The sequence below is a fragment of the Ruegeria sp. HKCCD6647-2 genome (genome assembly GCF_057221075.1).
Genome location: NZ_JBWVBD010000002.1, coordinates 567,232 through 580,840, shown reverse-complemented (window position 1 = coordinate 580,840; position 13,609 = coordinate 567,232). Strand labels below are relative to the sequence as shown.

14 protein-coding genes are annotated in these 13,609 nt (G+C 59.3%); 6 read left to right on the top strand and 8 right to left on the bottom strand.

What is annotated here, in order from left to right:
- Positions 1 to 70 precede the first annotated feature (70 nt).
- Positions 71 to 1,627: a DUF2125 domain-containing protein gene (locus AC2TDJ_RS08865; RefSeq protein WP_480841288.1), complete on the bottom strand. Its 1,557-nt coding sequence runs from the start codon at positions 1,625 to 1,627 to the stop codon at positions 71 to 73.
- A gap of 100 nt (positions 1,628 to 1,727) precedes the next feature.
- Here AC2TDJ_RS08865 and AC2TDJ_RS08860 point away from each other — a divergent pair, with 100 nt between their 5' ends.
- From AC2TDJ_RS08860 to AC2TDJ_RS08850, 3 genes are read left to right on the top strand one after another with little or no spacing between them, the layout of a single operon-like run.
- On the top strand, positions 1,728 to 2,477 hold the full coding sequence (locus tag AC2TDJ_RS08860) for an SDR family oxidoreductase (protein ID WP_480841451.1): 750 nt from the start codon (positions 1,728 to 1,730) through the stop codon (positions 2,475 to 2,477).
- Positions 2,474 to 3,082, top strand: coding sequence for an enoyl-CoA hydratase/isomerase family protein (locus AC2TDJ_RS08855; RefSeq protein ID WP_480841286.1), 609 nt, complete (start codon positions 2,474 to 2,476; stop codon positions 3,080 to 3,082). Before AC2TDJ_RS08860 ends, AC2TDJ_RS08855 begins: the two co-directional genes overlap by 4 nt.
- Positions 3,079 to 3,792, top strand: a complete 714-nt coding sequence (locus AC2TDJ_RS08850; protein ID WP_480841284.1) for a VOC family protein — start codon at positions 3,079 to 3,081, stop codon at positions 3,790 to 3,792. Before AC2TDJ_RS08855 ends, AC2TDJ_RS08850 begins: the two co-directional genes overlap by 4 nt.
- Here the strand turns inward: AC2TDJ_RS08850 and AC2TDJ_RS08845 are convergent, their stop codons facing one another.
- Entirely contained in the window at positions 3,793 to 4,089 is a 297-nt protein-coding gene (locus AC2TDJ_RS08845) for an HNH endonuclease (RefSeq protein WP_480841282.1), read from the bottom strand.
- A gap of 45 nt (positions 4,090 to 4,134) precedes the next feature.
- Between AC2TDJ_RS08845 and AC2TDJ_RS08840 the strand changes: the two genes are divergently transcribed.
- Positions 4,135 to 5,322: a TIGR03862 family flavoprotein gene (locus tag AC2TDJ_RS08840; RefSeq protein WP_480841280.1), complete on the top strand. Its 1,188-nt coding sequence runs from the start codon at positions 4,135 to 4,137 to the stop codon at positions 5,320 to 5,322.
- On the opposite strand, the gene holA is transcribed toward AC2TDJ_RS08840, so the two are convergent.
- From holA to AC2TDJ_RS08820, 4 genes are all read right to left on the bottom strand, one after another.
- Entirely contained in the window at positions 5,319 to 6,347 is a 1,029-nt protein-coding gene (holA, locus tag AC2TDJ_RS08835) for a DNA polymerase III subunit delta (protein ID WP_480841278.1), read from the bottom strand. The two genes, AC2TDJ_RS08840 and holA, sit on opposite strands and share 4 nt — an antisense overlap.
- Positions 6,344 to 6,835 carry an LPS assembly lipoprotein LptE gene (lptE, locus tag AC2TDJ_RS08830; RefSeq protein ID WP_480841276.1) on the bottom strand — a complete coding sequence of 164 codons (492 nt, stop codon included), beginning with the start codon at positions 6,833 to 6,835 and terminating at the stop codon, positions 6,344 to 6,346. The genes holA and lptE overlap by 4 nt, the downstream gene beginning before the upstream one ends.
- Entirely contained in the window at positions 6,822 to 9,362 is a 2,541-nt protein-coding gene (leuS, locus tag AC2TDJ_RS08825; RefSeq protein WP_480841274.1) for a leucine--tRNA ligase, read from the bottom strand. Before leuS ends, lptE begins: the two co-directional genes overlap by 14 nt.
- A gap of 71 nt (positions 9,363 to 9,433) precedes the next feature.
- Entirely contained in the window at positions 9,434 to 9,919 is a 486-nt protein-coding gene (locus tag AC2TDJ_RS08820; RefSeq protein WP_480841272.1) for a DUF3576 domain-containing protein, read from the bottom strand.
- Positions 9,920 to 10,200: 281 nt separating this feature from the next.
- On the opposite strand from AC2TDJ_RS08820, the gene AC2TDJ_RS08815 reads away from it, so the two are divergent.
- Both AC2TDJ_RS08815 and AC2TDJ_RS08810 read left to right on the top strand, forming a co-directional pair.
- Positions 10,201 to 11,214, top strand: a complete 1,014-nt coding sequence (locus tag AC2TDJ_RS08815; protein ID WP_480841270.1) for a porin — start codon at positions 10,201 to 10,203, stop codon at positions 11,212 to 11,214.
- 102 nt (positions 11,215 to 11,316) lie between these two features.
- On the top strand, positions 11,317 to 11,976 hold the full coding sequence (locus AC2TDJ_RS08810; protein WP_480841268.1) for a YggS family pyridoxal phosphate-dependent enzyme: 660 nt from the start codon (positions 11,317 to 11,319) through the stop codon (positions 11,974 to 11,976).
- On the opposite strand, the gene AC2TDJ_RS08805 is transcribed toward AC2TDJ_RS08810, so the two are convergent.
- Both AC2TDJ_RS08805 and ribA read right to left on the bottom strand, forming a co-directional pair.
- Entirely contained in the window at positions 11,960 to 12,460 is a 501-nt protein-coding gene (locus AC2TDJ_RS08805) for a L,D-transpeptidase family protein (RefSeq protein ID WP_480841266.1), read from the bottom strand. The two genes, AC2TDJ_RS08810 and AC2TDJ_RS08805, sit on opposite strands and share 17 nt — an antisense overlap.
- Entirely contained in the window at positions 12,457 to 13,551 is a 1,095-nt protein-coding gene (gene ribA / locus AC2TDJ_RS08800) for a GTP cyclohydrolase II (protein ID WP_480841264.1), read from the bottom strand. Before ribA ends, AC2TDJ_RS08805 begins: the two co-directional genes overlap by 4 nt.
- Between the last annotated feature and the right edge of the window lie 58 nt (positions 13,552 to 13,609).

Genomic DNA, 13,609 nt, shown 5'->3' with positions numbered 1-13,609 from the left:
AGGCCGCGAAGTTCGCAATGACAGGAATTGATTGGGGAAAGGCCGTCGGGCAGCCTTTCCCGGTCTTCGTTCACTTGATGCGCTGACCGTTGGCTACGATCTGTCCGTTCTCGGTGAATTCGATCTTCGAATTCAGCGTGTCCGGTTCTTCGCCCGGAACGGCCATCAGACCCATCATCATCCGCGCGCCGAGGGCGTCCTCTTCGGACAACAGACCCATGCCGATCAGCTTGTCGATCAGCGCATTCGCGCCGACCAGCTGCAGGATTGCTTCGCCTGTAGGTGCGGGCATACCATCAAACGCCTCGGTGTTGGAATTGTCGAATGTAAAGTCGCCGCTACCGGTCAACTTGGCGCCCACCAGGGAAACGATCAGCTCGTTGATTTGCAGCGAATGCAGTTCGCCGGGCTCGGAATCGCCGGTTTCAAAGGCTTCGACGGCTTCTGGGTCCATGAAATCGACCAGAACCTTGGCCGTGCCGGACGTGTCCAGCGAGATGGTCGCAGGATCGCGTGGCAGGGCGCCGGCGGGATCAAACAGACTCCACAGTACATCGGACATTGTGAATTCGGTCAGGTTCATCGCGAAACCGAATGGCTGGATCTCTTCGGAGGCCTGAATCGGGAACTCGAATTTCAAGCCGGCATTTTCCATTGCGATTTCGATCGGGAAAGGCAGGTCAGCCGTTGTGACGGCCAGTTTCGAGCTGTTCTGTTCCAGATCATACACGATACGCTCGGCATCGATGCTGCCGGCGAAGCGACCGCCCTGCGAGTCGCTGCCCATCGAAAACGCCTCACCTTCGGCAGTGCCGGCCATTTCGGTGCTGCCGGAGCCGTAAGTGAAGATCCCCGACGCGGCAAAGCCTGCTTCATAGAGGTTCTGGATGTTTTCGAGGTCGAATTCCGCCGGAATCACGCTGTCACCTTCAAAGGTCAGTTGGTCCAGCTTGCCCTTGATCCGGGCCGTGTCGTCGCTTTCGGGATCATCGAATGCGGCGTTGTAGGTCAGGCTGTCGGCCGTGAATTTCTGAGCGATGTCCCGATTTTCACCGACCGTCATCTGTGACGAGCCGGTCACGCCGTCGATCTCGAGGTTCAGGTCAAAGAAGTCCTTGGGAACGGATTCGCCATCAACTTCGATAGAAGCCAGACCCAGCCCCATCTTGGCGGCGGAATAGTCATAGGTCATGTCTTCCGGTGTGCCGGAAACGACCATGTCAAGCGCGTCGTTGGTAAACAGCAGCTCGGCTTTGAAGGGCTCTTCTTCGAAGTCTCCGGAGATTGTGATCGGGTAACTTTCGGGAACACCGATCGCAACCGTGCCGTCTCCGTTTTCGGTCAGCGTCATCTCGGGCACAACGACATTCACCTGCTCTTCCGTATCCGGAATCGACATTGTCATGGTCATGTTCGAGATTGTCGTGACATTGCCGGATACGCTTTCGTCCGCGGTGACGGTATAACCCACGCCCGCCATATAAGCTTTCCAGTCGGCCCAGACGTCCTCGGCGGTGATATCGGCAAAAGCGCCCTGGGCGACGACGGCATAAGCCAGGGCCGCGCCGCAGCTGCGGCGGAAGAATACAGACATATGAGAACCCTTCTCGATCAATTTTTTCGGCATGGTCGTGCTTGCGGCCACTATCGTCAAGGGGCAAGGGGTGGACCAGTTCCCCCTTTGCGCTGTACGAATTCACTGAATTTCAAGCCAAAAGGAATAGATGGTGCAAATGAAAGGGAAAACCGTACTCATAACCGGCGCAAGCCGGGGCATTGGCGCTGAAGCGGGGCGCGTATTTGCCGCAGCCGGGGCCAATGTGGCGTTGGTTGCGCGCAGCAGCGACCAGATTGGCGCGCTGGCCGCGGCATTGGGGGAAAACACTGTGGCATTGGCCTGTGATGTCAGCGATTTTACACAAGTGGAACAGGTGGTCGCCGATTGTGTCGACCGGTTTGGCGGCCTTGACGTGCTGATTGGCAATGCGGGCGTGATCGATCCGATTTTCCACATGTCGAACGCCGACGTTTCAGCGTGGAGCAAGGCGATCGACATCAACCTGAAGGGCGTTTTTTATGGAATGCGGGCTGTTCTTCCCATTATGCGCGCAACTGGCGGAGGAACCGTGCTGACCGTGTCTTCCGGCGCGGCATCGAATCCGGTCGAGGCGTGGAGCCATTATTGTTCCTCGAAAGCCGGGGCCAGGATGCTGACCGAGTGCCTGCATCTGGAAGAGGCGCATCACGGTATCCGAGCGATGGGGTTGTCGCCGGGCACTGTTGCAACCGATATGCAGCGGGTGATCAAAGCCAGCGGAATCAATCCGGTCAGCCAGCTGGATTGGGATGATCATATCCCTGCCGACTGGCCCGCACGCGCGTTATTGTGGATGTGTACGCCGGATGCGGACGAGTTTCTCGGGACCGAGATTTCCCTGCGACGCGAAGATATTCGCCAAAGGGTTGGCCTGACGTGATTAATTTGACCAGGGAGGGTGGGCTTTGGACGGTCACCCTCAACAATCCCGACAAGGCCAATGCGCTGACAGGCGCGATGCTGGCAGAACTGCTTGAGATTGCCGAGGCCGCCACGGACGCCCGGGCGCTGATCCTGACTGGCGCAGGGCGGGTGTTCAGCGCCGGTGCCGATCTGGAAGAGGCGCGGGCAGGGCTTGCGACCTCGGACTTGTGGGAAAAACTGTCAGGGGCCATTGCTGCGCTGCCATGCCTGACAGTGGCTGCCCTGAACGGAACACTGGCCGGCGGGGCCAACGGAATGGTTCTGGCCTGCGACTTGCGGATTGCGGTGCCTTCCGCAAAGTTCTTCTATCCGGTGATGAAATTGGGGTTTCTTCCGCAACCTTCTGATCCCAAGCGCATGGCGGCCTTGATCGGTCCGTCGCGCACGAGGTTAATTCTCATGGCCGGGCAAAAGATCACGGCGGCTGAGGCATATGAATTCGGCCTCGTCGACAGGGTTGTCGAACCCGACGCTCTGATGCGGACGGCCCAAGACCTTGTGGCCGACAGCCTTGGCGCGGATCCTGAGATCGCCGCAGGAATTGCCGGACTGTGCCGATGAGACTGGCGGCCTTGCGATTGCGCGTTGCCAACCCACAGAGTCTCGCTGCGTTTTATCGCGACGCGTTGGGTATGTCGGTTCGGGTTGAAGGTGAAAACGCCCGCGTTGGCTATCCGGGGCAGGACGCCGATCTGCTTTTGATCGCTGGTGGCGGCGGATACACACAGGACCGGGGACAGCGCTATTGGAAGATCGGGATTACCCTGCCGGATGTTGATCTGGCCGCCGCATATCTGCGCGGCCTGGGTGTTCCCGTCAGCGTGCCGAAGCAGTTTCTTGACATCGGCTACATGTGTCATTTCAGCGATCCCGAAGGCTTTGCCATCGAGCTTCTGCAACATGATTTCGAGGGCAACAGGCCGCTGAAGTCGGCAAATCCTGAGATGCCGTTTGCCGATGCGTGTATTGGCCAGATTACATTGCGTACCGGCGATATCACGGCCGAGGACGCGGTGTGCCGTTCGTTGGGAATGCGGTTGCTTTCGATTCAGGACGTGGCGCCGTACGGATTTGACCTGCATTTCCATGCGTTTACCGATGACATTCTGCCAAATCCGGATCTGTGGGCCGTTGAAAACCGTGAATGGTTGTGGAAGCGCCCCTACACATTGCTGGAATTTCAGCACATTGCTGACGCTCGGTTCACACCGGTGCCCGATTACCTGGGGATCGAGGTCGAAGGGTTAGCAAACCCGATCTTCGCTGACTGATCAACGTCCTCGTCTTTTGCCCGGAACCTTCGAACGGAAACCGGGCGGGCGTTTTCGGACCCAGTTCAGAAACACTTCAAGCCGGGGGTGCGCGCGCAGGGCCTCGACTGTATTGAAACGGCGTGCCAGTTCAGCCTCGGTCAGGGTCGCGTGAACCTCCTTGTGGCAGATCTGATGCAACAGAACGGTAGGCCCGCCCTTGCCTCCTTTGAGTTTTGGGATCAGATGGTGCAGGCTACCGCTCCCGTCCGGGATTGGGCGGTCACATAAGGGGCAAATCGGATCGCTGTCGGTCATCGCGGCAGGGTCGCGCCGATGGGTGCATAAGGCAAGAGGGCAGCAATGGCGCAGGCAGTGGTGATCGGGGCAGGGCCCGCCGGATTGATGGCGGCAGAGCAACTGGCCATCTCCGGCCATGACGTTCTGCTGGCCGAGGCAAAACCATCGGTCGCGCGCAAGTTCCTGATGGCAGGCAAGTCAGGGTTGAACCTGACCAAGGAAGAACCCCTGGACCTTTTGATGGGCGCGTACGGAGAGGCTTCTGACTGGTTGCGCCCGATGATTGCCGGCCTGGATGCACAGGCCATTCAAAGCTGGGCGCGGGATCTGGGGCAGGAGTTGTTTACCGGATCAACCGGGCGGGTCTTTCCCAAGGTGATGAAGTCCTCACCGTTGCTCAGGGCCTGGTTGGCCCGTCTTGATCGGCAGGGTGTGCAGATCAGAACGCGCTGGAGGTGGACCGGTTGGGAGGGACCCAAGTTGGCCTTCGACACACCCGACGGCGTTCGGCGCTTGGTGGCCGACGCAACGGTTTTGGCTTTGGGAGGCGCCAGTTGGGCGCGTTTGGGCTCGGACGGAGCCTGGGCCGGGATTTTGGAAGACAAGGGCGTTTCCCTTACGCCTTTCGCGCCGGCGAACTCAGCCTTGGCGGTAGATTGGAGCCACCACATGCAACCGCATTTCGGCGCGGCACTCAAATCCGTGCGCTGGACTGCCGGAGAGTTGGAGAGCCGCGGAGAAGCGGTGATCTCGGCTGCGGGTCTGGAAGGCGGAGGGCTGTACCCGCTGACCCCTGCATTACGGGAAGGTGCGTTGCTGTTTGCCGATCTGGTGCCCGACCTTACACCAGAGATCTTGCAGGCCCGCTTTGAGGCCAAAAAGCCGAAAGCATCGCTGACGAACTGGTTGAAAACCGGAATGCGGCTGTCGCCCCAGAAAATCGCGTTTTTTCATGAGATGGCCAAAGGCGCGCCGTCTCCTGGCCCGCCATATGAGTTGCTCAAGAGCCTACCCATCAAGCATGCGGGTCTAAGGCCCATGGACGAAGCGATTTCGACAGCAGGTGGCGTGGCCCGCAGCGCATTGAACAAGGGGTTGATGCTGAAAGCGCAACCGGGCGTGTTCTGCGCCGGAGAAATGCTGGATTGGGAAGCGCCGACCGGGGGGTATCTGCTGACCGGCTGTCTGGCGACCGGTCGCTGGGCAGGGCGCGCTGCGGTGGATTGGTTGGGCCAAAAAAGAACGGCTTAACCGCTGCGGGCCAGCATCGCCAAGCGAATCATGGCTCGTTCGACCAGCGCCATGGCCGGAGCTGTTTGCCCGGCCGACCGCAACGACAAATCGGTATCTGTCAGAACCGTCAGGGCGGTCTGTAGCTTTGGAGCACCCCAGACCTGGGCTTGCCGCAGGATCCTGTCACGGCGCTTGCCATAGACCGGTGGGCGCAGCTTGCCGATACCCTGCGCTGCGCCGCCGGGATCAGACGCACAGGCATAGAGTGTCCGAAAATGGCGCGTTGCGCCGATGCACAGCGTCACGCCATTTGTACCTTGCGCCTGTAAACGCCGGATCAACGGTCCGATTTCGCCCGCGCGGCCCTCGGCAACTACGTTCAGAACATCATCCAGTGCGGCCTCGGTCGAACGCGGCGCGCAGGATTCAACGTCTTCTATGGTCAGCTCGGACGAGTCGCCACGCTTGTAAAGTGACAGCTTTTCAACGGTCTGCGCGAAATCTCCGGGGCTGAGCGCGACGGCCAGCTCGCTCAGGGCCGACATGGAATCGCGTGGGATATTCTGCAACCCGGCCTGTGTGACAACCCGCTCAATCTCGGCACGCGAAGGCGGATCGTCGTAGATGCCGACAGCATAGGCGTTTGGGTGGCTTTCGAAAGCTTTGCGAATCTTTGAGCTGGGTTTGAGTTGGCCTGCCGTGACGATGATCTGCGCATCCCCGGGAACCCAGTCCTCAAGCGCGGCAAGAATCGCCGGGGCGGCGACATCAGTGGTCTCCTCAACAAAAACCGAACGGGGGCCGGGAAAAAAGCCGACCGCCTTGACCGCGTCCAAAAGCAGAGCGGGATCACCTCGCAAGTCGCCACCGGACAATCGTGTCAGGCGCATTTCTTCTTCGGCGCCCGGGCCGAGAAGGGCCGTCAGAACCTGCTGCCGTTTTAGCGCGACCCGCATGGCATCGGCGCCATAAATCAGCAGCCCGGTTTTGTCCGCGTCCGGTCTGGTGAAATACCCCTCGGCCTCGCGCGGGCTTAGCTTCATGAGGACAGGCCCGGGGCGGCATAAAGGCGGGTCACGATCTGATCCGACAGGATCACCATCAGACGTTCTTTTGCGTCGCGCTCGTCAGCAAGTGTCGAAACCGTCGAACCTGCCGCCGAGTATGCGACAAAATCATTTACCGTGCCCGAGGCAACCACCTGCCCGGTGTCGTGCGACAAAAGGCTATAGGTGGCGCGTCCGTCAATTGTGTAGCGATTGGTCTCGTTTGTCGTGGTGATTGCGGCTGCGCGTGTGACTGTCGAGACGTTCACGTTCAGGCCATAATCACTGCTGGATTCGGCGTTCCGGCCCAGCCGTTGCTCCAGATTCTGCACCAGCAGGAAGCTTTCGGTGGTGTTTGGCTCGGACACGGCAACCTTGCCGAAGAGTTCTGAACCCGAACCACCGGGCGCGTAGACCGGCTCAAAGCCGCAGGCGGTCAGCGCCAGCGGCATAAGCAAAAAGGTTCTGCGATCAAACGACGACATTCACGATCCGGCCCGGGACGACGATTACTTTCTTCGGTACTGCTCCATCCAGAGCCCTTTGCACAGCTTCGGTGCTGAGCGCGATTCTTTCAACCTCGACCTTATCCAGATCCTTGGCCACGCTGATTTCCGCGCGGCGCTTGCCGTTGATCTGGATCGGCAGGATGACGGTGTCGTCGATCAACATCGTCTCATCTGCGATCGGCCATGGCGCAACGGCCACCAGACCTTCGCCGCCCTGATGCGCCCAGATATCCTCGGCCAGATGCGGCGTCATGGGCGACATCAGTTGCGCCAGCGTCTTGATTGCCTGCTTCTGGGCTGCGGCACCTGCTTTGGATTTCGCCAGTGTGTTGGTGAATGCATAGAGTTTCGCAATGGCTGCGTTGAAGCCAAAGCTTTCAACCCCGAGTGTCACGTCGCGGATGGTTTTGTGCATCTCGCGCAGCAGTTCTTCATCCCCTTCGCCTTTCGCGTCCGGGTCCATGGACCCGATCTTGTCGCAGAGGTTCCACACCCGGTTCAGGTGTTTGTATGCCGCTTCTGCACCTGCGGCTGTCCATTCCACGTCGCGTTCTGGTGGAGAATCGGACAGCACGAACCAGCGTGCGGTGTCCGCGCCGAAGGCCGAGATGATGTTGACCGGGTCGACGACGTTCTTCTTGGATTTGGACATCTTGGCCGAAGGGATAATCTCGACCTCTTCACCGGTAGCTTTGAGTTTACCGTCTTCGACATCTTCCGGCAGGTGATAGACTGGACGACCTTTTTCGTCGCGGGTCTGGTAAATTTCATGCGTCACCATGCCTTGCGTGAACAACGCGTCGAAGGGCTCGATCGCTTTCTCCGGCAGGTGGCCTGTGATCTGCATCGCGCGTGCAAAGAAACGCGAATAAAGCAGGTGCAGAATCGCGTGTTCGATACCGCCAATATACTGGTCGACATTCATCCAGTATTCGGCCTCGGCCAGATCAGTGGGCGTTTCGGCGTGCGGGGCAGTGAAACGGGCGAAATACCAGGACGAATCGACGAACGTGTCCATCGTGTCGGTTTCGCGCTTGGCGGGCGCTCCGCAGGACGGGCAGGCACAATCGCGCCAGGTCGGATGACGATCCAGCGGGTTGCCCGGTTTGTCAAAGGTGACATCGTCGGGCAGGCGGATCGGCAGGTTCTCTTTCTTTTCAGGTACTACGCCACAAGATCCGCAATGTACCACAGGGATCGGGCAACCCCAGTAACGCTGACGGGACAGACCCCAATCGCGCAGGCGGTATTTGGTGACACCTTCGCCCCAGCCCGCTTTTTCCGCAAATTCGATGGTGGCGTCGATGGCCTGTTCGCCAGTAGCCTCCGTAAGGCCAGCGAAGTGGTTGACCCAGCGGACTTTGTCTGACTTCGGAGGGACAAAGGCGATTTTATCGACCGGAGTGTCGTCATCCAGCGCAAAGAACGTGTCGACCACGGGCAGGCCGTACTTGCGGCAGAAATCGAGGTCACGCTGGTCATGGGCCGGGCAGGCAAAGATCGCGCCGGTGCCGTAATCCATCAGGATGAAGTTGGCGATCCAGACAGGCAGTTCCCAATTCGGATCCAGCGGGTGCTTGACGCGGATACCAGTATCGTAGCCCAACTTTTCGGCCGTCTCGATGGCCTCTTCCGTGGTGCCGCCTTTCCGGCATTCCGCGACAAACTCGGCAACTTCCGGGGATTCGGCCTCAAGCTGTCTGGCAATCGGATGGTCGGGCGAGATACCAACGAACGACGCGCCCAAAAGCGTGTCAGGACGAGTCGTGTAGACGGTGATCGGATCTCCGCCATCGGTGCGCTCAAACGCGAATTGCAGGCCGCGCGACTTGCCGATCCAGTTTTCCTGCATCAGGCGCACCTTGGCGGGCCAGTTGTCCAGCGTGTCCAGCGCCTCAAGCAGTTCTTCGGAATAGTCCGAGATTTTGAAGAACCACTGCGTCAGCTCGCGGCGTTGCACCAGCGCACCCGAGCGCCAGCCGCGGCCGTTTTCCACCTGTTCGTTGGCCAGAACGGTCATGTCGACCGGGTCCCAGTTCACCACGGCATTCTTGCGGTAGACCAACCCGGCGTCGAGCATATCCAGAAACAGCGCCTGCTGCTGGCCGTAATATTCCGGGTCACAGGTGGCGAATTCGCGGGACCAGTCGATCGACAGGCCCAGCGGCTTCATCTGCCCGCGCATGTCGGCGATATTGCCGTAAGTCCAGTCCTTGGGGTGACCGCCAATGGCCATCGCTGCGTTTTCGGCAGGCATCCCGAATGCGTCCCAGCCCATCGGGTGCAGTACGTTGTGCCCAGTGGCCAGTTTGTGCCGCGCGATCACGTCGCCCATCGTATAGTTGCGCACATGCCCCATATGAATGCGGCCCGACGGGTAAGGGAACATCTCAAGCACATAGTATTTCGGCTTGTCCGCCTTGTGGTCGGCGGTGAAAATTCCGGCCTTGTCCCAGGCTTGTTGCCATTTTGCTTCGATTTCGGTGGCCGAATAGCGTGACATTGTGCAGTCCTTGGTAATGAAAACGCCGGGCATGAACCCGGCGTGGTAATATTGTGATTTGATGCGGGTTGCTAGAGCTTGTTGTCCGCAATGCGTAGCTGCCGCGCCCGCGAAAGGATCGCGTCTTCAACCGCACGGGTGGTCGCCGCACTGACCGGCGCGCCGCCGCTGGTCTGCAAGGCAACCGACAGAGATCGCGCTGCAAGGGCAGGATCGCTGATGTGAACCGTCGCCCGGTAGGAGCGTCCGCCGCCCGGCGGTTTGCCGTAACCGGTTACGATTACACCGGTAAACGGGTCGACCTCCTGCACGGGCAGGAAATTCAGCACATCCAGCGAAGCCGCCCACAGATAGCGGTTTACCTGAGTCACTTGCTCGGAATTGTCCGGCCCGAACACATCCCAGATTGTGGCGCGATTCGGATCATTAAGCTCTCGTTCCTCCGACGAACTGCCATCAACCGTCAAAACACTGGCATCGCCCGGAGGCCGATTCTGTCCGCAGGCCGAGACGGCGGCCGTCACAATGGTTAAACCCAGAATCCTCAGCAGGCGCATCTTTTGCAGGTCCTGTATCACTTGTTGTGTGTCGTTCGAGTGATACTCCTAGACAAGGACCCGTGCTGCAACAAGCCCATTCTTCACATAAGCGCGTGAGCGGACGGCAGGAAACGGGCGAAATCCGACTGTGGCATCCTTGCACCAATCCGGCCCGAATGACGGCGAAGGGTTTATGCCAAGCTTGCGCAAAGGGGGCAAAAAGAGCGACACGGTGACCGTGCTGAGACACGTGCCCGGCATGTGTCGAGTAGAAAATCTTTGAAACCGAGGGAAACAAGATGAAAAAAGTTCTCTTCGCATCGACCGCTCTGATTGCAACCGCAAGCGTTGCAGCGGCCGAAGTTAAGTTCAGCGGCTACGGCCGTTTTGGTCTGGGATACCTGGAAGACCGCATGGGTTCCGTTAACAACTTCACCTCCAACGGTGCAGCTGCCGGTACCGCCAATGTCGCAACCGACGAAACCATCCTGGTTTCTCGTTTCCGTCTGAACATCGACGGCATCGCAGAAACTGACGGTGGCGTTCGCTTTGAAGGCCGCGTTCGTCTGCAAGCTGACGAAAACGCCAACACTGGCGAAGCAAACGCAGCTGGTCTGAACGGCGCGCGTTTCTCGGTCATCTTCGGTGGTCTGCGTGTTGACGCGGGCAACGTTGCGGGTTCGTTCGACAACCTGGCAAACTACTACGGTAACGAGCCGGGCCTGGAAAACTTCATCGGTCAGTACTCGGGCGTTGACTACAACTTCCTGGCCTATTCGTCGACCGGTTCGGGTTCGAACGCTGTGTTCTTCCAGTACGCTGTTGGCGACTTCGCCTTCGGTGCGTCGTATGACCAGGCAACCATTGCAATCAATGGTGCGCCTTCGGACACTGACCGCTGGGACATCAGCGCGACCTACACCTTCAACAACATCACCGCTGCCCTGGCCTATGGTCAAACAGGCGGAATCGGCAACGTGTCCAAGCAGAGCCTGACCGTTCTGACCCTGGGTGCAGACTTCGGTGACTTCAGCGGTACTCTGTTCGTTGCTGACGATGACGTGACCGCTGCAAACCTGAACGGCACCGCATACGGTCTGTCGCTGGCCTACAATCTTGGTTCGGCAACCACGCTGACCTTCGCCTACGGTGACGGTAACGCTTCCAACGATAACCAGCAGTACGGTATCGGCGCTATCTATGACCTGGGTGGCGGTGTATCGCTGCGTGGTGGTATCGGTCAATCCGAGCGTGGCCAGTCCACCACCGGCAGCACGCTGCGCGCGGACTTCGGTGCTCAGTTCAACTTCTAAGTTGATCTGAACCACAAGGTTCAAGGGCAGGTCTTCGGACCTGCCCTTTTCTTTTGCGCCGACTTGGCGTTTTTCTGCGGCAACTGCAAAGTGAGAGGCCCAATGTCGCTGCAAGATATCACCAACCGAATAGCCAAAGCCGAAGCCAAAGCTGGTCGCGCGGCCAACTCGGTCAAATTGATCGCTGTGTCCAAAGTGCAGCCGAACGATCGTGTTGAGGCCGTATTGGAGCAGGGACATCGTTGCTTTGGGGAAAACCGCGTGCAGGAGGCTGCGGGCAAATGGCCGGCTTTTAAAGAGAAATTCGCAGATATTGACCTGCACTTGATCGGCCCGCTGCAAACCAACAAAACCCGGCAGGCGATGGAGTTGTGCAACGCGATCCATTCGCTGGACCGCCCGAAACTTGCCAAGACCGTTGCCCGACTGGCGCAGGAAATCGGCGCCTGCCCGGATTTGTTCATTCAGGTCAATACAGGCGAGGAGGAACAGAAGGCCGGGGTTCTGCCGTCGGACGCAGACGCATTTATCGCCGAGTGCAATAGCATGGATTTGCCGGTTCGTGGTCTGATGTGTATCCCGCCGATCGATGAGGAGCCGACACTGCATTTCGCGCTATTGGCCAGGATCGCCGAACGCAACGGGCTTCAAGGGCTTTCGATGGGTATGAGCAGCGATTTCGAATCTGCCATTGCCCTCGGCGCGACCCACGTGCGCGTCGGTTCTGCGATATTCGGAGAGCGTGTCAAACTTCAGGGATGATCACGCGCGTGCCCGGGACAACCTGTCTCGCAATCCAATGTAGGTGATCACGGCTAAAAGCCAGGCATCCTTCAGTGGGATAACGTGGGCGTCGCCACTGGTGTAGGAATATCGCTGACCCTCGACCAGGAACCGCGTTGGGCCAGTTCCAGTCGGTGATCAGAACCAGGTCATACAATGGGTCCGGGCGCCGCAGTTTTTCATGGCTGCCAACATACGGCGCGGAGACGAGTTGATTATACTCCGGTTCGGCCTGGTCGTCAGACCACAAGTCATTTGGCCCAATCGGGCGCGCCCAAGCGGCCGGAGCTGACATCCGGTCCGGTCGATAGAGCATCCCGACGATCCGATGCGCTCCGGTCGGTGTGGCCCCGTCGCCTTCACGCTTGCTGTTGCTCAAACCGCCCTTGCCGATTGCGCACGGAAAAACCTGCCCGAGAAAGCGCACCCCTATTGGCGTCAGAACCAGGTCGCCCGGCGTCAAAGCAAATGGCCCGATTTTGCCGCCTTGGTCGCCAGATATCCCTGGTTGTGCGAAGTCTCTCCGACCTTGAGCGGAACACGCTCGGTGACGGCGATCCCTGTGCGTTCCATCATCGCGATTTTTGCAGGGTTGTTTGTCAACAGGCGAACCGAGCCAAACCCGAGGGATTTCAAAATGTCCGAGCCCAGTCGAAAGTCGCGTTCGTCATCTTCGAACCCCAACCGGTGGTTGGCTTCAACTGTGTCAAACCCTTGATCCTGCAAAAAATAGGCTCGCATCTTGTTGGCCAGACCGATCCCACGCCCCTCTTGATTCAGGTAGAGCAGAACGCCAGCCCCTTCGGCGCCCATCTGGGCCAACGCGCCGCGCAGCTGCGGGCCGCAATCGCATTTCAGGCTGCCCATCAGGTCGCCGGTAAAGCAGGCCGAATGCAGACGCGCCAAAACCGGTTTGTCCCGGTCCGGACGACCGATTTCGATAGCGTAGTGTTCTTCACCGCCATCTTCAGGACGGAAGACATGCAGGCGCCCGGCCTCGGACACCTCCATTGGCAGACGTGCGGCGACAACTTCGTGCAGGGCGCTTCGATCCGCCAAATGGGGCGTGGCTCGGGTGTGATCAATGCAGGTCAGGCCATGTGTTGCCGCGAAGCTGCGGCCATCGGTGATGGGCACAACAACGGCGGCGGGCAAAAGGCGTGCGGATTTGGTCAGAGCGATCGCGATGCGATGCAGGTTGGCATTGCCCTGACGTTCGGACATCAACGGACCTTTCATCGGTGCATTCAGGTCGTCAGACGGGTCTGCAACCGCCTGGACCCAACTGTGATCCGCGTCGGCCGGAATCAGAACCCGCGCCAGATCCCCGTCATAAGCCCGCGCCTTGAGCGTTTCCGCTCGGCGCATGGTGATGGCGACGACCGGCTCGCCGCCTAAACCGCGCAGGTCCGCCAGACGCTGCGGGCTCAACGTCTCGGATGCCAGGGCCAATACGCTGGTATCCGTGTCATCCGTCAATACGACCGGCAGACCCATGCGCAGATCGGCGCGCGCGCGCGCCAGCAACTCCTTGATATCGGGAATGAGACTCATGCGTGTTACCCTATAACGTTCGGCCCCCTCCTATCCCGATCAACGGGCAATGTGAAAC